Origin of the sequence: Microbacterium sp. BLY (genome assembly GCF_017939615.1) — a bacterium.
Classification (GTDB): Bacteria; Actinomycetota; Actinomycetes; order Actinomycetales; family Microbacteriaceae; genus Microbacterium.
This window is the reverse complement of sequence record NZ_JAGKSR010000001.1, coordinates 1,765,999-1,782,708: the sequence shown is the minus strand read 5'-3', so window position 1 is coordinate 1,782,708 and position 16,710 is coordinate 1,765,999. Positions and strand designations below refer to the sequence as shown.

Annotated in this window: 16 protein-coding genes; 9 read left to right on the top strand and 7 right to left on the bottom strand. The window is 72.7% G+C overall.

Going from position 1 to position 16,710, the window contains the following annotated elements; translation table 11 throughout:
• Window position 1: 1 nt before the first annotated feature.
• From paaI to dhaK, 5 genes are all read right to left on the bottom strand, one after another.
• Entirely contained in the window at window positions 2-430 is a 429-nt protein-coding gene (gene paaI, locus KAF39_RS08815; protein ID WP_246878266.1) for a hydroxyphenylacetyl-CoA thioesterase PaaI, read from the bottom strand.
• A gap of 105 nt (window positions 431-535) precedes the next feature.
• Window positions 536-1,837 (bottom strand): sensor domain-containing protein, encoded by a 1,302-nt coding sequence (locus tag KAF39_RS08810; RefSeq protein WP_210676916.1) that lies wholly within the window; start codon window positions 1,835-1,837, stop codon window positions 536-538.
• A gap of 153 nt (window positions 1,838-1,990) precedes the next feature.
• Window positions 1,991-4,513, bottom strand: coding sequence for a phosphoenolpyruvate--protein phosphotransferase (gene ptsP / locus KAF39_RS08805; protein WP_210676915.1), 2,523 nt, complete (start codon window positions 4,511-4,513; stop codon window positions 1,991-1,993).
• Complete coding sequence (gene dhaL / locus KAF39_RS08800) at window positions 4,510-5,151, bottom strand: dihydroxyacetone kinase subunit DhaL (protein WP_210678003.1); 642 nt, start codon at window positions 5,149-5,151, stop codon at window positions 4,510-4,512. Before dhaL ends, ptsP begins: the two co-directional genes overlap by 4 nt.
• On the bottom strand, window positions 5,151-6,143 hold the full coding sequence (gene dhaK, locus KAF39_RS08795; protein WP_210676914.1) for a dihydroxyacetone kinase subunit DhaK: 993 nt from the start codon (window positions 6,141-6,143) through the stop codon (window positions 5,151-5,153). Before dhaK ends, dhaL begins: the two co-directional genes overlap by 1 nt.
• A gap of 147 nt (window positions 6,144-6,290) precedes the next feature.
• Here dhaK and KAF39_RS08790 point away from each other — a divergent pair, with 147 nt between their 5' ends.
• Complete coding sequence (locus tag KAF39_RS08790; protein ID WP_210676913.1) at window positions 6,291-7,058, top strand: IclR family transcriptional regulator; 768 nt, start codon at window positions 6,291-6,293, stop codon at window positions 7,056-7,058.
• Between the two features lie 25 nt (window positions 7,059-7,083).
• Here the strand turns inward: KAF39_RS08790 and KAF39_RS08785 are convergent, their stop codons facing one another.
• Complete coding sequence (locus KAF39_RS08785) at window positions 7,084-9,210, bottom strand: DEAD/DEAH box helicase (protein ID WP_210676912.1); 2,127 nt, start codon at window positions 9,208-9,210, stop codon at window positions 7,084-7,086.
• An 89-nt stretch (window positions 9,211-9,299) separates the two neighbouring features.
• Here KAF39_RS08785 and KAF39_RS08780 point away from each other — a divergent pair, with 89 nt between their 5' ends.
• From KAF39_RS08780 to KAF39_RS08745, 8 genes are all read left to right on the top strand, one after another.
• The gene (locus KAF39_RS08780) at window positions 9,300-9,719 is read left to right on the top strand and encodes a pilus assembly protein CpaE (RefSeq protein ID WP_210676911.1); all 420 of its coding nucleotides are present in this window, start codon (window positions 9,300-9,302) and stop codon (window positions 9,717-9,719) included.
• A gap of 87 nt (window positions 9,720-9,806) precedes the next feature.
• Entirely contained in the window at window positions 9,807-10,802 is a 996-nt protein-coding gene (gene paaA / locus KAF39_RS08775) for a 1,2-phenylacetyl-CoA epoxidase subunit PaaA (RefSeq protein ID WP_210676910.1), read from the top strand.
• Window positions 10,802-11,131 carry a 1,2-phenylacetyl-CoA epoxidase subunit PaaB gene (paaB, locus tag KAF39_RS08770; RefSeq protein WP_210678002.1) on the top strand — a complete coding sequence of 110 codons (330 nt, stop codon included), beginning with the start codon at window positions 10,802-10,804 and terminating at the stop codon, window positions 11,129-11,131. Before paaA ends, paaB begins: the two co-directional genes overlap by 1 nt.
• A complete protein-coding gene (paaC, locus tag KAF39_RS08765; RefSeq protein ID WP_210676909.1) occupies window positions 11,128-12,015 on the top strand; it encodes a 1,2-phenylacetyl-CoA epoxidase subunit PaaC in 888 nt (295 codons plus the stop codon). The genes paaB and paaC overlap by 4 nt, the downstream gene beginning before the upstream one ends.
• Window positions 12,009-12,509, top strand: coding sequence for a 1,2-phenylacetyl-CoA epoxidase subunit PaaD (paaD, locus tag KAF39_RS08760; RefSeq protein WP_210676908.1), 501 nt, complete (start codon window positions 12,009-12,011; stop codon window positions 12,507-12,509). Before paaC ends, paaD begins: the two co-directional genes overlap by 7 nt.
• Complete coding sequence (gene paaE / locus KAF39_RS08755; RefSeq protein ID WP_210676907.1) at window positions 12,509-13,669, top strand: 1,2-phenylacetyl-CoA epoxidase subunit PaaE; 1,161 nt, start codon at window positions 12,509-12,511, stop codon at window positions 13,667-13,669. Before paaD ends, paaE begins: the two co-directional genes overlap by 1 nt.
• Window positions 13,670-13,679: 10 nt before the next feature.
• On the top strand, window positions 13,680-14,450 hold the full coding sequence (locus KAF39_RS08750) for an enoyl-CoA hydratase/isomerase family protein (protein WP_210676906.1): 771 nt from the start codon (window positions 13,680-13,682) through the stop codon (window positions 14,448-14,450).
• A gap of 67 nt (window positions 14,451-14,517) precedes the next feature.
• Window positions 14,518-16,056 (top strand): ATP-dependent DNA ligase, encoded by a 1,539-nt coding sequence (locus KAF39_RS08745; RefSeq protein WP_210676905.1) that lies wholly within the window; start codon window positions 14,518-14,520, stop codon window positions 16,054-16,056.
• Here the strand turns inward: KAF39_RS08745 and KAF39_RS08740 are convergent, their stop codons facing one another.
• The gene (locus tag KAF39_RS08740; RefSeq protein WP_210676904.1) at window positions 16,057-16,566 is read right to left on the bottom strand and encodes a phosphoribosyltransferase; all 510 of its coding nucleotides are present in this window, start codon (window positions 16,564-16,566) and stop codon (window positions 16,057-16,059) included.
• Between the last annotated feature and the right edge of the window lie 144 nt (window positions 16,567-16,710).

Sequence of the window (16,710 nt, the reverse complement as noted above, 5' to 3'; positions counted from 1 at the left end):
GTCAGAAGGTCTGGGAGGTGGTGCGGGAGCGTCCGCGGAACTCGGCGACGGGGTCGCCCTGCTCGTCCACGACGGTCACGTCGTAGAGCCCGGAGCGGCCCGTGCGGGTGCGGCGGACGGCGGTGGCGGTGAGCGTCTGCCCCGCGACCGTGGGCTTGAGGAACGAGATGTCGGCGCCGGCGGCGACCGTCACCCGATCGTCCTCGTTGCAGGCGATCGCGAAGGCCGTGTCGGCGAGCGCGAACACGAGGCCGCCGTGGGTGATCTGGAAGCCGTTGGTCATGTCCTCACGGACGCGCATCGAAACGACGGCGTGACCGGGGTCGTCCCGCTCGACCACGAGGCCGAGCATCGCCGATGCACGGTCGCGCGCCATCATCGCCCGATTGGGCCGCACGGCATCGGCCGTGCCCATCGTCGTGTCCGTCATCGCCGACCTCCTCGTCGCGCTGGGGCGGGACGCCCGTGTCCCGTCCGCCCATACTAACTGACCGATCGGTCAGTAACGCAAGGCGGCCGGGACGGGGCCGACGACTCACTCGAAGCGCAGCGGCGGCCAGAGGGTCGCGTCCTCCACGGTCACCCCGGTGATGACGGCCGCGGGGTCCGCCGCCTCCCGATCGGCGCGGAAGCGGATGACGCCCCCGTCCCGCGTCGCTGACTGATAGAAGTACTCGCCCGACGAGACGATGCGGATGAACGTCCCCTCCGGGAAGGCCGCGGTCGCCTCCGTCACCGGCGCGCCGATGCGGACTCCGCCCGTCGCGGGCAGGACGGCACCGTCCGGCTCGACATCGCCCTGCACGTTGGCGATGCCGGCGGTGATCGCCGCGAGCGTCGCGCCGTCGTCCGTGAACTGCAGCAGGAGCGTGCTCGCGCCGTCACCGCTCGTGAGGCGCACCAGTGTGTCCGTACCGCCGGCGGCCTGCGCGGTCGCCCCCGGGATCGCCGCCAGCGCCTCCTCGCGGGACATCCCCAGTTCGAGCGGTCCGACGCCCGTCGCGGTCATCTCCCATTCGCTCCACGGTGCGGCCGGGTCGGCGGTCTCCGGCGTCGGTGTCGCGGGCGGGGTGGCGGTCAGCTTCTCGACGAACGCGGCCTTGGCTTCCCCCGCGCGGTCGCGCAGAAGCAGTGCCGCACGCTCGGCATCGAACTCCGACCCGTCGAGAGCCGGCTGCCACAGATGCACGATGACGTTCCCGACGGAGGCGAAGGCATGATGCGTCCGCCAGCCGTTCTGACCCGAGCCCATCTCCAGGGTGCCGGCGAAGGCGCGCACGCCGTCCGTCTCCGGCGCGGCGACGGCGTCGAAGGTCCCAGCGCCCTGCGCATCGAACTGCGCGCACTGCTCGACCGTGTCGAGCAGGTCGTCCATGCGCGCGGCGGCGACGTCCTCGGAGGCGAACTGCAGGATCTCCTGCTTGCCGCTGGCGCCCGGATCCTCGGAGTCGATCCAGGGCACCGTCCGCGCCCCGATGCTGCGCATCGACGTCTCCACGGTGAGCAGCAGGCAGACCGCCGGGGTGAAGTCCGGCCCGCCACCGTCGGAGTACTGCAGCAGCGTGTCCTCGACCGCCGTCGCCGGAGGCGCGGAGGGGAGAAGGTCGGCGACCTCGGCGGGCGTGAGTGCGAATGCGTCCAGTTCGTCGCCGACGAAGGTGAGGGGCCCGGCGTAGGGCTCCGGCGTCGGGGTCTCGGGCGCCGGAGAGGCCGTGGCCGTCGGCGTCGCCTCCGGCGTCGCCGCGCACCCCGGGATCAGGGCGAGCGCCCCCGCCATCACCGTGGCGAGGAGTCCCGCTCCCCGCATCCCTCTTCTGTCCCGCACCGTCGTCGACATGCACCCTCCCGTGGTCGTGTGCGCCCCGAACGAGGCGCCCCCCTGGGGGAAGAGTAGCGGGCAGGAACAGCCGCGAACCGGCCGTCGCCCCTGTCGATATCAGAACGAGACGAACGCCATGCCGCTGACGGCATATGCGACGACTCCCCCGGCTCAGTGCGCCGTTCCACCGTCCAGCACGAGAGCCGCATTGCGCCGGGCGTCCGCCGCGGTCGCCGCACCGCTGGCCGCCTCGGCAGCGCGCCGACAGACGTCGGATTCCACGGCGTCGAGCGCGGCCGCCACCCGTCCCAGGGCACGCGGAGTCATCGACAACGAGGTCGCCCCGAGCCCGACGAGCACCGGGGCGAGGCCCGGATCACCGGCCGCCTCCCCGCAGATCCCGACCGGCTTGCCCGCGGCACGACCGGCCGCGCCGACCAGGCCGATCAGTCGCAGCACCGCCGGCTGCCAGGGGTCGTTCAGATCGGCGAGCTCGCTCGACAGCCGGTCCGCCGCCAGCGTGTACTGGGCGAGGTCGTTGGTGCCGAGGCTCACGAAGTCCACCACCTCGAACAGGGCTTCCGCGAGGAGCGCGGCGGCGGGGGTCTCGATCATGATGCCCGCCCTGTCCAGTCCGGCGGCTCGGCACCGTGCGGCGAAGCCCGCCGCCTCGTCGACCGTGGCGACCATGGGCGCCATCACCTCGACCTCGGCCTGCTCGGCATCCGCCGCGCGCGCGAGGGCGCGCAGCTGGTCGTCGAGCAGCGCCGGGCGACGGCGGGCGAGGCGGAGGCCCCGGACGCCGAGGGCCGGGTTGTCCTCGGCGTCGTCGTTCGCGAACGGCAGCGGCTTGTCGCTGCCGGCATCCAGCGTGCGCACGACCACCTTGCGCCCGGCGAAGGCGCGGAGGACGCCACGATACGCGTCCACCTGCTCGTCGATGCTCGGCGCTTCCGTGCGGTCCAGAAAGCAGAACTCCGTGCGGAAGAGTCCGACACCCTCGGCCTGCGCCGCAGCGGCGGTCTCCGCGTCCGCCGCACCCCCGACGTTGGCGAGGAGCGGCAGGCGCGTGCCGTCGGCCAGGCGCCCGCGCCCGTCGAAGGTGACCACCGTGGCCGCGGCCCTCGCCTCCGCGATCTCCGCCTCGTCGGGATCGATGTGGACGGTGCCGTGGTCGCCGTCGACGAGGAGCATCGTCCCTTCGGGGATGCCCGCTGCCCCCGCCACGCCGACGACCGCGGGCAGACCCAGCGAGCGCGCGATGATCGCCGTGTGCGAGGTCGGGCCGCCCTGCGCGGTGACGAGCGCGACGCACATCCCGCCCTCCAGGGCGGCGGTGTCGGCCGGCGCGAGGTCGGTCGCGACGAGCACGAACGGCTCCTCCCGCTCGGGCACGCCGGGCAGGTCCACCCGGAGGATCTCGGCGACGAGGCGGTCGCGGACGTCGCGGATGTCGGCCGCCCGTTCCGCGAGACGCCCGCCCAGGGTCGCAAGCGCCGCTTCATGCGCGGCAGATGCCTCCCAGACCGCGCGCGCCGCGGTACGCCCCTGTCGGCGCACGAGCGCCGCCGCGTCCGCCACGAGCTCGGGATCCGAGGCCAGCAGCCGAGACGCATCGAGGATCGCGCGCGCCTCCCCTCGGGCCCGGGCCGCCCGCGCGCGCAGCTGATCGGCGACGGCCACCGCCGCCCATTCGATCGTCGACACCTCGGCGTCGCGGTTCTCCGGGGGCACCACCGTGTCGGGGTCCGGCTCGGGGAGCGGCGGGGCGAGGGTCACGGCGGGAGCAGCGACGCGTCCCGCGCTGACACCGCGCCCTTCCAGCACGGCGCCGGAGACGATCTCGATGGGCGGACCGGGCGGTGTCGGCGCCGCGTTGCCCCCGGCGACGGACCCGGCGGTCGCGGGCCTCGTCGGTGCGGCGGCATCGACCCCTTCACCGAACCCGTCCTGGAACAGCGCGGCGATGCGCTCGACCGCCGCGGCGGCTTCCGCACCGCGACCAATGAGCTCGATCTCGGTACCCTGGCGCGCCCCGAGCGCGAGCAGCCGCGTCAGGCTCCCGGCCGCGGCCTCCGCGCCGTCCCCCACACGCCGCAGACGCACGTCCGCACCACCCGCCGCCTCCGCGATGAGCGCTGCGGGGCGGGCGTGCACGCCGAGCGGGTTGCGCACCAGCACCCGGCGGGAGACGGTGTCGCCCGCGAGGTCGCCCGGCGCCGGGGGCTGCGGCTCGGCTGCCGTCGCCGCGCCGGCCGACGCCGTCTCGTCTCCGGGAGCGTCGAGCTGACCGGTCTTCGCCGCGAGAGCCGCGGCGGCCTCGTCCGCGACGGCGTCGAGGTCGGCGCCGGCCGCAGCGGCGACGACCGCCGCGAGCAGGCCCTCGACGAACGGCGCGGGAGCGAGTCGCACGGCTACGTCGCTGCTGCGCAGCTCCACGGCCAGTTCGGCGCTGAGCACAGCGGACCCGAGGTCCATGAGCACGAGGACACCGTCGACGTCCGCGGCGAGATCATCGATCGCCGCGGCCACCGCGACCGCATCCGTGCCGAGGATGGGCGCGCCGTCCGCGTCCTCGCCCGCGCCTGCCGCCACGCGCACCTCGACCCCGCCGCCCGGCACCATCTGCAGGGCGAGTTCGAGCGCCGCCTCCCCGAGTCGCGCGCTGTGGGAAACGGCGACGATCCCGATCATCCGGCGTCCGCGAGGGCCGCGGCGAGCGTCTCGAACAGGATCGCGGTGGACGCCGCCCCCGGATCGAGATGGCCCGCGCTGCGCTCGCCGAGATAGCTGGCGCGTCCCTTGCGGGCGACGAGCGGCACCGTCGCATCCCGTCCCGCGGCGGCCGCATCCGCGGCCGCGCGTGCGGCGGACGCCGCGTCCGCTCCGCCGGCGAGAGCCGCATCGAACGCATCGACCGCGGGCGCCATCGCATCGAACATCGTCTTGTCCCCCGCCTCGGCCTTGCCCCGGGCGACGATGCCCTCGAGTCCCGCCCGGAGGGCCGCGGCGAGGCCAGGGCCGTCGAGCGTCGTCACCGCGCCGGCGGACATGCCCATGCGCAGGAAGAACGTGCCGTAGAGCGGCCCGCTCGCGCCGCCCACCGAGCTCACGAGCGTCATGCCCACGCTCTTGAGGAGCTCGTCGACGGTCGTCGGCGTCGCGGCGGAGAGCTTCTCCCCTACGGCCGCGAACCCGCGGGCCATGTTCGCGCCGTGATCGGCGTCGCCGATCGCGGAGTCGAGTTCGGTGAGCCAGTCGCGCTGGGCGGTCACCGCCTCGCGATAGCGGGAGACCCAGTCGACGAGGACGTCGGTGCCGATCGCCGCCATCATGCGCCCCATCGCAGACCGGGCGTGTTCACCGGCGCGTCCCACAGCCGCAGCAGCTCGTCGTCGGCCTTCAGCACCGTGACGGAGCACCCGGCCATGTCGAGCGACGTGATGTAGTTGCCCACGAGGTTCCGGGCGATCTGCACGCCGGACTTCTCGAGGAGGGCCGCGACCTCACCGTACATGAGGTAGAGCTCGATCAGGGGCGTGGCGCCCATCCCGTTCAGCATCACGATCGCGGGTCCGGACGCGTCGAGGTCGGCGAGGATCGGCTCGACGAGCTGCCGGGCGATCTCGGACGCGGGAGCGAGCGGCTCGCGGTGCCGCCCCGGCTCGCCGTGGATGCCGATGCCGATCTCCATCTGGTCGTCGGGGAGGTCGAAGGTGGGCTTCCCGGCGGCGGGCACCGTGCAACTCGTGAGGGCCATCCCCATCGAACGCCCCTGTCCGTTGATGCGCTTCGCGAGATCGACGACCGCCGCGAGATCGCGCCCCTCCTCCGCGGCCGCTCCCACGAGCTTCTCCAGCAGGACCGTGAGGCCGACGCCGCGGCGACCGGCGGTGTACAGCGAGTCCTGCACGGCGACGTCGTCGTCGACGACGACCGTGCCGACTTCGATCCCCTCCATCGCCGCGAGCTCGGCCGCCATCTCGAAGTTCAGCACGTCGCCCGTGTAGTTCTTGACGATGTGCAGCACGCCGGCACCGCGGTCGACGGCCTGGGTCGCGACCTGGACACGGTCGGGGGTGGGCGAGGTGAAGACCTCGCCGGCGACGGCCGCGTCGAGCATGCCGGTGCCGACATAGCCGCCGTGCAGCGGCTCATGCCCGGACCCTCCGCCCGAGACGACGGCCACCTTGCCCTGGGCCTTGGGCGTGGCCCGCGTGATGACGTGGTTCTCCAGATCGACGGAGAGTTCGGGGTGCGCGGCGGCGACGCCCTTCAGGGACTCGACGAGGACGTCCTCCGGGGCGTTGATGAGCTTCTTCATCCTGCGATCTCCTTTGATGCGGCGTGAGTCTCGAGCGAAAATCCGAAAAGGATTCGTCAATGTCGAATATGCTCGGAGCCTGCCGGGTTGTCAAGGTCGACCCGGCGACCGGGACCACCGGCTCGACGACGACCGGAAGGAGGACGCGTGATCCAGGCCATCGACCGCGCCGCGAAGATCCTCGACCTGCTGCAGGGCGCCCGTCACCTCGGCATCACCGACCTGTCGTCGGCGCTGGGGCTTCCCCCGTCGACGGTGCACGGGCTGGTGAAGTCGCTGCGCGCGCACGGCCTCGTCGCGAAGGAACGCGGCGGCCAGCGCTACATGCTCGGCCCCACCCTCCTGCGGCTGAGCAACGTCTATCTCGACACGCTGGACGTGCGTGCCCGCGCGATGCGGTGGACGCAGGAGCTCGCGCGGCGCACCGGCCTGTCGGTGCGACTCGGAGCCCCGCACCTCACCGACGTGCTCGTCATTCACCACAACCTCCGTCCGGACGACAGCCCGCAGATGCTGGAGACCGGGATGGCGGTCCCCGCCCACGCGTCAGCGATGGGCAAGGTGCTCCTCGCGTACGACCAGGCGTTCCAGCGGAGCGTGTTCGCCGAGCCGCTGCGCTCCCTCACGGGCGACACGGTCACGGACGTCGCGCGGCTCACGCTCGAGTTGCCGGGGATCGCGGAGCGCGGGACGGCGGCGGAGAGCGATGAGGCCGTCCTCGGCGAGTCGTCCCTCGCGGCACCGATCGCGGACGCGTCGAACACGATCGTCGCGGCCGTCGCCATCGTGCTGCCGACGTCGGATGCGCCCCCCTCCGACGCGGTCGTGCAGGCCCTGCGGGAGACGGCCCGCAACGTCTCCCGCGAACTCGGCGCGACCACCTGGCCGCCGCCCGTGGCACCGGCCGACGACTGAGAGCGGGCGGCCCGCGCGCCGCTGCTCAGCCGCGCAGGCCGAGTGCGAAGGGCAGCACGGCCGTGGCCCCGGCCTGCCGCAGGGCGCGCGCGGCGACCGTCATGGTCCAGCGGCTGTCGATGAGGTCGTCGACGAGGAGCACCGGGCCGGAGGGGATCTCGAGGTGCGCGGTGTCGAACCGGTCCCACACTCCGGCGAGCCGGAAGACGCTGTTTCCGCCTGCCTGCCCTGACGGCCCGCCGCCCCGCCACTCCAGCGCCCCGAGGTACGGGAGTCGCCCGATCTCCGAGAGCCCGCGGGCGAGCGAATCGACGAGCTGCGGATGCGACCGGGAGGGCATGGCGACCACGGCGACCGGTCGCTCCGCCCATCCCCACCCCGCCAGCACGCGGACACAGGCCTGGAGCAGCGCCGGAGCGACAGGGGCGTCGGCGGCACCCGCAGCGAAGATCTCGCGCAGCGCGCCGCCCCAGCCGAGGTCCGTCAACCGCGCCAGCGCCCGGCCCTCGGCGGCCTGCTCGTCTGCGGGGATGCGGCCCCGCACCGGCACGTCGAGCCGGTCGGCACCCGTCGGCCAGGCCCGACGCGGTTCGACCGGCACCCCGACGCGATCCAGCGACTCCGCGGCCTGCGCGCTCGCGGTCGACGCGACCTCCTGGGGGAACCAGACCCCGGCGCAGTTGTCGCAGCGCCCGCAGGGCGCGGCGGTGTCGTCATCGAGCGTCCGCTGCAGGAACGCCATGCGGCAGCCGTCGGTGCGCTCGTACTCGAGCATGTGCTGCTGCTCCGCGACCCGCTCGGCGGCGATGCGCTCGTAGCGCTCGGCGTCGTACGTCCACGGGCGCCCCGTCGCGACCCACCCGCCCTGCACGCGCCGCACGGCACCGTCCACGTCGAGCACCTTCAGCAGGAGCTCGAGGGGCGTGCGGCGGATGTCGACGAGGGCCTCCAGCGCCGGCGTCGAGATCGGGCTGTCGCCAAGGGCGCCGATGACCCGCTCGGCGCGCTCCCGATCGGGCATCGACGCCGTGGCGAAGTAGTGCCAGATGTCGCGATCCTCGGCCCCGGGAAGCAGGAGCACGTCGGCGCTCTCGCTCGCGCGCCCCGCTCGGCCGACCTGCTGGTAGTACGCGACGGGCGAGGACGGCGCTCCGAGATGCACGACGAACCCCAAGTCCGGTTTGTCGAACCCCATCCCGAGCGCGCTGGTCGCGACGAGCGCCTTCACCTCGTTCCGCTTGAGCAGGCCCTCGGCCTCCGCCCGCTCCTCGGGGTCGGTCTGCCCGGTGTAGGCGCGCACGTCGTGACCGTGGTCCCGCAGGAGACGCGCGGTGTCGTTCGCGGCCGCGACCGTGAGCGTGTAGATGATGCCGCTGCCGGGGAGGTCGTCGAGATGGCTGAGCAGCCAGGCCAGGCGGCTCGCCGAGTCGCGGAGGCGGAGCACGCCGAGCCGCAGCGAGGTGCGGGCGAGCGGGCCGCGGATCGTGAGCACCGGGACCGGCTCGGCCCCGCCCTCGCCATCAGGAAGAGCCCCCAGCTGCTCCGCGACGTCGGCGACCACGCGACTGTTCGCCGTCGCGGTCGTGGCGAGCACGGGCACGTCGGCGGGCATCTGCGCGATGAGGTCGCGCAGGCGGCGGTAGTCGGGACGGAAGTCGTGCCCCCAGTCGCTGATGCAGTGCGCCTCGTCGACCACGAGCATGCCGAGCCGCGCGACGAGCGCCGGCAGCTGCTCCTCCCGGAACGCGGGATTGTTCAGTCGCTCGGGCGAGACGAGGAGCACGTCGACCTCGTCGCGCGCGAGGCTCTCCTGTACCTCGGCCCATTCGTGGGCGTTCGTCGAGTTGATGGCGACCGCACGCACCCCCGCGCGCTCGGCCGCGGCGATCTGGTCGCGCATGAGCGCCAGGAGCGGAGATACGAGCACGGTGGGACCGGCCCCCTGCCGGCGGCGGAGGAGGGTCGCGACGAAGTACACCGCCGACTTCCCCCATCCCGTGCGCTGCACCACCAGCGCCCGGCGACGCCCCTCGACCAGCGCCTCGATCGCCTCGTACTGGCCGTCGTGGAAGTCGACGTCGGGGCGGCCGACGAGCTCCCCGAGGGCGGCGCGGGCGGCGTCACGGAGGGGTGCGGCAGTCGTGGAGGTCATGCCCTCCACTCTGCCCCAGGCCGCCGACAAGACTCCGCCCGCCGACCGCGATCTCAGGAGAAGGTCCGGAAGAGCCGTAGCGTGGAGGAATGATCACCCGCGAACTCGCCGTCGCGCTGCGCGATGCCGGCCTGACCTGGAAGCCCGCGGAGGGTGACTGGTTCCAGCTCGATCTGCCCGACGAGGTGGAGCTGGAGGCGGAAGCCGACGTCTTCACCGTCAGCGCCATGACGATCGAGGCCCGGCAGACCCCGGCGGGCACCGACCTCGCATTCAACGGCACGACGGAATGGGCCCTGGACGCCGTGACCCTCGCGGATGCGGTCTGGCTGCCGCGGGAGGACCAGCTGCGGGATCTGCTGCGGGGGACCTTCCGCGCGCTCACCCGCCTCCCCGACACGTTCCGCGTCGAGATCGAGATCGCGGGCGAGGCGCTGCGGTTCGAGCACCCGGATCCGGCGGAGGCGTACGGACGCGCCCTGCTGGCCCTGGTCGCGCGCTCGCGCTGAGCGGCCTCCTTGAATACGGCGGTCCCGTGTGTCAGAATTACCTAACGATCGGTCAGTAAAGAACGACCGGACCCCGAGGAGTCGATGATGACCAGTCCCGCAGACCTGTCCCTCGTGGACGGCGAGACCTCCGACGAGGAGCGCGTGTTCCACGAGCTGATCGCGAACGAGCAGCGCATCGAACCCCGCGACTGGATGCCCGAGGCCTACCGCAAGACCCTCATCCGGCAGATCTCCCAGCACGCCCACTCCGAGATCATCGGCATGCAGCCCGAGGGCAACTGGATCACGCGTGCGCCGAGCCTCAAGCGCAAGGCGATCCTCATGGCGAAAGTGCAGGACGAGGCGGGGCACGGGCTCTACCTCTATTCCGCCGCGCAGACGCTCGGCATCACCCGCGACGAGATGATGGACCAGCTCATCTCCGGCAAGGCGAAGTACTCCTCGATCTTCAACTACCCCACCCCCACGTGGGCCGACATGGGCGCGATCGGCTGGCTCGTCGACGGCGCCGCGATCTGCAACCAGGTGCCCCTGTGCCGCGCCTCCTACGGTCCCTACGGCCGCGCGATGGTGCGCATCTGCAAGGAGGAGTCGTTCCATCAGCGCCAGGGGTTCGAGATCCTCCTCACCCTCATGCGCGGCACCGACGAGCAGCGGCAGATGGCGCAGGACGCGGTGGACCGCTGGTACTGGCCGAGCCTGGCGATGTTCGGGCCGCCCGACGACCAGTCCCCCAACTCCGCCCAGTCGATGGCCTGGAAGATCAAGCGCTTCTCCAACGACGAGCTGCGGCAGCGCTTCGTCGGCATGCTCGTGCCGCAGGCCGAGATCCTCGGCGTCACCCTGCCTGATCCGGACCTCCGCTTCGACGAGGAGACCGGTCGCTACGAGATGGGCGAGATCGACTGGGACGAGTTCTTCCAGGTGCTGCGCGGCAACGGGCCCTGCAACGCCGAGCGCCTGGAGCGCCGCCGCACGGCGCACGACGAGGGCGCGTGGGTGCGGGAGGCCGCCGCCGAGTACGCCCGCAAGCAGCGCACCCGCCTGAGCCCGGAGCCTGTCGAAGGGGCGGTGGCGTGATGGCGACCCCCGGAGCCGACCCTTCGACGAACTCAGGGACCCAGGGCCGCGAGGTCTGGCCCCTGTGGGAGATCTTCGTGCGGGCGAACCGCGGTCTGAGCCACGTGCACGTCGGCTCGCTGCACGCCCCGGACGCCGACATGGCCATCCGCAACGCTCGCGACCTCTACACCCGCCGGGGCGAGGGCGTGTCGATCTGGGCGGTCCCCGCCGAGGCGATCACCACGAGCGACCCCGACGCCAAGGGGGCGTACTTCGAGAGCCCCGCCGGCAAGAACTATCGGCACGCGGTGTACTACACCGCCTCCGAGGGGGTGCCGCACCTGTGACCCTTCGACACGCTCAGGGACCCAGCTCCGCTCAGGGACCCGGCCCGGCACAGGGACTCGACGCCCACGGGGATGCGCACGGCGATGTCAGCGTCGACGAGCTGCGGCTCAGCGAGGAGCTCGCCGGCGCCGGCACGACCGCGGCGAGCGCCGACATCGCCGAGTACGCACTGTGGCTGGGCGACGACGCGCTCATCCTGTCGCAGCAGCTGGGCGCCTGGATCTCCCGCGCCCCCGAGCTGGAGGAGGACGTCGCCCTGGGCAACATCGCGCTCGACCTCCTGGGGCACGCCCGTTCCTTCCTGCACTTCGCCGGCACGTGGGACGGACGCTCCGAAGACGACCTCGCGTACTTCCGCGACGAGCCCGAGTTCCGCAGCGCCTGGATCATGGAGCAGCCGAACGGCGACTTCGCGCAGACCATCGCCCGACAGCTCGTCGCCTCGGTCTACCTGGTGGAGCTGTACACCGCCCTCCGTGCGAGCACCGAGCCCACCTTCGCGGCCATCGCCGAGAAGGCCCTGAAGGAGGTCGACTACCACCGCGACCACGCCGTGCAGTGGGTGCTGCGCCTCGCGGGCGGAACGGAGGAGTCGCGGCGGCGGATGATCCGTGCCCTCACGGACGTGTGGCCCTACGTGGACGAGCTCTTCCGCGACGAACCCCTGATCGATCGACTGGGCGACGTCGCCGTGCGCCCGTCGACCCTCCGTGCGCCGTTCGACGCGGTCATCGCCACCGTCTTCGCGGAGGCCGAGCTCGCGGTGCCGCAGGTGTCGGCGTCGTCGGCGGGCGGCCGGAACGGCGCGCACGCGACCCCGCTCGGGCACATCCTCGCGGAGATGCAGGTGTTGGCACGTCGGCACCCGGGGGCCTCATGGTGACCCGGACCGCTGGCGCGCAGGCCGAGGCCTGGCGGATCGCCGCCGCCGTCCCGGACCCGGAGGTGCCGGTGCTCACGATCGAGGACCTCGGCGTGCTGCGGGCGGTCGAGATCCGCGGCGAGCGCGTCGTCGTCGACATCACGCCGACCTACAGCGGGTGCCCGGCCATGGACACGATCCGCGACGACGTCGTGCTCGCGCTGACGGCCGCGGGGTTCGGCGATGTCGAGGTGCGGCTCGTGCTGTCCCCCGCATGGACGACCGACTGGATGAGCGACGCCGGGAAGCAGAAGCTCCGCGAGTACGGGATCGCACCGCCCAGCGGCCGCGCGGCCGTGCCGTCCGGCCCGATCCGGCTCGCGCTCAGCGTGCGCTGCCCGCGGTGCGGCTCGCTCGACACCCGCGAGGTCTCCCGCTTCGGGTCGACCTCGTGCAAGGCGCTGTACGAGTGCCGGGCCTGCCTGGAACCCTTCGACCACTTCAAGGTGCACTGATGTCGCTGTTCTCCCCGGCCCCGGCGACGACGCCCCCGGCCGCCCCCTCCCCCACCCGCGCGCGGGGTCGCGCCAGGTTCCATACGCTCGCGGTCGAAGACGTCCGCCCGCTCACCGACGACTCCGTCGAGGTCACCTTCACGGTGCCGGCCGAGCTCGCCGACGAGTACGACCACCTGCCCGGGCAGTACGTGGCGCTGCGGACCACGCTGGACGGTGTGGAGGTGCGGCGCTCCTACTCGCTGTGCCGTGCGCCCGAGCATCGCACCGACGGTGGACCCACCCGGCTGAGCGTGGCGGTCAAGCGCGATGAGGGCGGCCTGTTCTCGACGTGGGCGCAGACCGGCCTGCACCCCGGCTTCCGCATCGACGTCATGAGCCCGCAGGGCACCTTCACGTCCGGTCTCGACGATCTGGACGAGAAGCATCTCGTCGGCATCGCGGCCGGCAGCGGCATCACCCCGCTCATGGCGCTCGCGCACACCGTCCTCTCGCGCTCGCAGACGGCGCGTTTCACCCTGCTCTACACGAACCGCTCGACGCTCGACGTCATGTTCCTCGAGGACCTCGCCGACCTCAAGGACCGCTACCCGACGCGTCTCACGCTGCACCACGTGCTGTCGCGCGAGCAGCGCACGGCTCCGGTGCTGTCCGGGCGCATCGACGAGGAGAAGCTGCGCACGATCCTCGGCGCCCTCATCGACCCGGCCGACGTGGACGAATGGTTCCTGTGCGGGCCGCTCGCGCTCGTCGACCTCTGCCGCGAGGTGCTCGCCGACGTGGGGGTCCCCCGGGAGCATGTGCGGTTCGAGCTTTTCACAACCGGGGACGAGCCGGTGCGAGCGGCGCGTCCGGTGACGGTGCGCTCCGGCGAGAAGACCGTGCGCATCGAGGTCACCCTCGACGGTGTCTCCTCGACCGTGGAGAGCCCGGTGGCGGCGCGCGAGTCCGTGCTGAACGCCGCCCTGCGCGTCCGGCCGGACGCCCCGTTCGCGTGCGCGGGCGGCGTGTGCGGCACGTGCCGGGCGCGGGTCATCGAGGGCAGCGTCACGATGACCGAGAACTACGCCCTCGAACCGGACGAGCTGGAGCGCGGGTACGTGCTCACCTGCCAGTCCCACCCCACGAGCGACCGCGTCGTCGTGGACTACGACGTCTGAGGAGCCCCCGATGATCGATCTCACCATCGCCGACGACGTCGCCACCGTGGTGCTCGACGCCCCCGCGAAGCTCAACTCCCTGGACGAGGCCGCCCTGGCGGAACTCGACGCCGCGTATCGTGAGGCGGAGCACGCCGGCGTGCGGGCGCTGCTGCTCCGCGGCGAAGGACGCGCGTTCTGCGCCGGACGAGACATCTCCGCCGTCGACCCGCGCGACGACGATGTGCTCGGCTACCTCGGCGGGCGGGTGACGCCGCTGCTGCAACGGATGTCGCGCTTCCCGGCGCCGACCTTCGCCGTCGCCCACGGCGCGTGCCTCGGCGTGGGGCTCGGCCTGCTGATCGCGACCGACGTCGTGTACGTCGCCGAGTCCGCGAAGATCGGCTCCCCGTTCGCGGCGCTCGGCGCCACCCTGGACTCCGGCGGTCACGCCCTGTTCCTCGACCGGCTCGGCCCGCACAAGACCCTCGACCTCATCTACACCGGTCGGCTCATGAGCGGCACGGAAGCCGTGCGGTCGGGCCTGTTCTCCCAGGTCCTCCCCGACGACGAGGTGCTGCCGGCGGCGACGGCCGCCGCCGCGAAGGCCGCCCGCGGAGCCACGGCCGCCTTCCGCGCCAGCAAGGATCTCGTCGCCCGGATCCGGGACGAGCGGCTCACGCTGTGGGAGTCGATCGATGTCGAGAACGCGGCGCAGGCCGCCCTGTGCGACACCGACGACTACCGAGAGGGATTCGCCGCCTTCCAGGAGAAGCGGACACCGGAGTTCCGCGGACGCTGACGCCACGGCGGAGTCGCCGCTGTCAACCGTCTCGTGCGGTGTCCGACGCCGGTGGGATGATGCCCGCATGCTGCTCTCGGAGCTCGTCACCACCGCCGACCAGGTCGCCGCGACATCGTCCCGCCTGGCCAAGATCGACGCGATCGCGGCGCTGCTCCGCCGGGCTGACGTCGACGACGTCGCGCCTCTCGTGGGACTGCTCCTCGCGGCACCCCGCCAGGGCCGCCTGGGCGTCGGGTGGCGGGGCCTCTCGGCCCTGACGATCGAGCATCGCACGACCCCGACGCTCACCATCGCGGAGGTCGACCAGGCCTTCGACGCCCTCGCGCGGGCCTCCGGTTCGGGGTCGGCCGGCGTCCGCAGCGAGATCCTCCACGATCTCGCTGCACGCGCCACGGCTCCCGAATGGGACTTCCTGACCAGGGCCATGCTCGGAGAGCTCCGCACGGGCGCACTGGGCGGGGTACTGCTCGACGCGATCGCCCGCGCCGCCGAGGCCCCGGCCGCCGCCGTGCGCCGCGCCGCCATGCTCTCCGGCGATCTCGGCGAGACGGCGCTGCTCGCGCTCACCGGCGCCGAGGGAGCGCTCGACGAGGTCGGCCTCCGCGTGGGGCGCCCCGTGCTCCCCATGCTCGCGGCGACAGCGCCGACACCCACGGCCGCGCTGGAGATCACCGGGCGCGCCTCGGTCGAGTACAAGCTCGACGGCGCGCGCATCCAGGTGCACCGCCGCGGCGACGAGGTCGGCATCTACACGCGGAGCCTCGCAGACGTCACCCACCGGCTGCCCGAGATCGTCGAGATCGTGCGCGGCCTTCCCGCCCAGGACGTCATCCTCGACGGCGAGACCCTGGCACTCGACGAGGACGGCGGTCCCCGCCCGTTCCAGGAGACCATGTCGCGGTTCGGCGCGGACGCGGCGCGCGAGCTCGCCCTGCGCCCCTGGTTCTTCGACGTGCTGCACGTCGACGGCCGCGATCTGCTGGACGAGCCGCTGTCGGTCCGTCAGGAGGTGCTGGCGGAGGTGGCCGGCGAGTGGCGGATGCCCGGGATCGTCACCGACGACGCGGAGGAGGCCGAGCGCCTGTCCCGAGAGGCGCTGGCGGCCGGCCATGAAGGCGTGCTCGTCAAGGCCGTCGAGGCGCCCTACGCGGCCGGCCGGCGCGGCAAGTCCTGGGTCAAGGTGAAGCCCGTCCTCACGTTCGACCTCGTCGTGCTCGGCGCCGAATGGGGGTCCGGCCGCCGCCGCGGATGGCTGTCGAACCTGCACCTCGGCGCCCGCGACCCCGACGGCGAGTTCGGCGATCCGGGCGGATTCGTCATGGTGGGCAAGACGTTCAAGGGCCTCACCGACGCCCTGCTGCAGTGGCAGACTGCCGAGTTCCCGGCGCACGAGACCCATCGCTCCGCATCGACCGTGTTCCTCCGCCCGGAACTCGTGGTCGAGATCGCGATCGACGGCGTGCAGCGCTCCCCGCGCTACCCCGGCGGCCTCGCCCTCCGGTTCGCGCGGGTCAAGGGCTATCGCCCGGACAAGACGGCCGCCGAGGCCGACACGATCCAGGCTCTTCTCGCGCTGCGACGCGGCGCGACGGACGAGCCCTGATCACGCCGTGGGCGGCAGCCCTTCGTCCTCCTGCCGCACCGTGCCGCGGAACGACCAGGGGAAGTCAATCCAGCGGTCGGTGTCCTTCCAGGCGAAGTCCGGCTGGATGATGGTCGAGGGCTTCGTGTAGATCGTGACGGACCGCACGTCCGCTCCCTTCTCCTGCAGCAGCTGCACGGCGAGCGCGAGCGTGCGTCCGGAGTCGGCGACATCGTCGACGAGCAGCACGCGGCGCCCGTCGAGATAGGCCATGTCGAGCTCCGGCGGCAGCACCTCGGGCGCGTCCAGCACGGTGCCGATGCCGGTGTAGAACTCGACGTTGATCGCACCGCAGTTCTTCACGCCGAGCCCGTAGGCGATGGCCCCGGCCGGGAGCAGGCCGCCCCGGGCGATCGCCACCACGACCTCGGGCTCGAACCCCGTCGCCGAGATGTTCCGCGCCAGGTCGCGCGTGGCCGCGCCGAAGCCGTCCCAGGTGAGCGTCTCGCGCTCGATCGATGCATCCGTCATCGGTCCATTCTCGCGCATCAGCTCCGCCCGAGCCGCCGCTAGAATGGGCTGGTCCGGCCCCGCCGGTGCCTGAAAAAGAGGCACGAAGCACCTCGCATCGTCGCGAGGGCGAGACACATACGGATACCGCTCTTCTCCGTCCCT

Excerpts from the sequence above, each read along its gene's own strand:
- paaI (WP_246878266.1), bottom strand. The coding sequence starts at position 430 with ATGACGGACACGACGATGGGCACGGCCGATGCCGTGCGGCCCAATCGG.
- KAF39_RS08810 (WP_210676916.1), bottom strand. The coding sequence starts at position 1,837 with ATGTCGACGACGGTGCGGGACAGAAGAGGGATGCGGGGAGCGGGACTC.
- ptsP (WP_210676915.1), bottom strand. The coding sequence starts at position 4,513 with ATGATCGGGATCGTCGCCGTTTCCCACAGCGCGCGACTCGGGGAGGCG.
- dhaL (WP_210678003.1), bottom strand. The coding sequence starts at position 5,151 with ATGGCGGCGATCGGCACCGACGTCCTCGTCGACTGGGTCTCCCGCTAT.
- dhaK (WP_210676914.1), bottom strand. The coding sequence starts at position 6,143 with ATGAAGAAGCTCATCAACGCCCCGGAGGACGTCCTCGTCGAGTCCCTG.
- KAF39_RS08785 (WP_210676912.1), bottom strand. The coding sequence starts at position 9,210 with ATGACCTCCACGACTGCCGCACCCCTCCGTGACGCCGCCCGCGCCGCC.
- KAF39_RS08780 (WP_210676911.1), top strand. The coding sequence starts at position 9,300 with ATGATCACCCGCGAACTCGCCGTCGCGCTGCGCGATGCCGGCCTGACC.
- paaA (WP_210676910.1), top strand. The coding sequence starts at position 9,807 with ATGACCAGTCCCGCAGACCTGTCCCTCGTGGACGGCGAGACCTCCGAC.
- paaB (WP_210678002.1), top strand. The coding sequence starts at position 10,802 with ATGGCGACCCCCGGAGCCGACCCTTCGACGAACTCAGGGACCCAGGGC.
- paaD (WP_210676908.1), top strand. The coding sequence starts at position 12,009 with ATGGTGACCCGGACCGCTGGCGCGCAGGCCGAGGCCTGGCGGATCGCC.
- paaE (WP_210676907.1), top strand. The coding sequence starts at position 12,509 with ATGTCGCTGTTCTCCCCGGCCCCGGCGACGACGCCCCCGGCCGCCCCC.
- KAF39_RS08750 (WP_210676906.1), top strand. The coding sequence starts at position 13,680 with ATGATCGATCTCACCATCGCCGACGACGTCGCCACCGTGGTGCTCGAC.
- KAF39_RS08745 (WP_210676905.1), top strand. The coding sequence starts at position 14,518 with ATGCTGCTCTCGGAGCTCGTCACCACCGCCGACCAGGTCGCCGCGACA.
- KAF39_RS08740 (WP_210676904.1), bottom strand. The coding sequence starts at position 16,566 with ATGACGGATGCATCGATCGAGCGCGAGACGCTCACCTGGGACGGCTTC.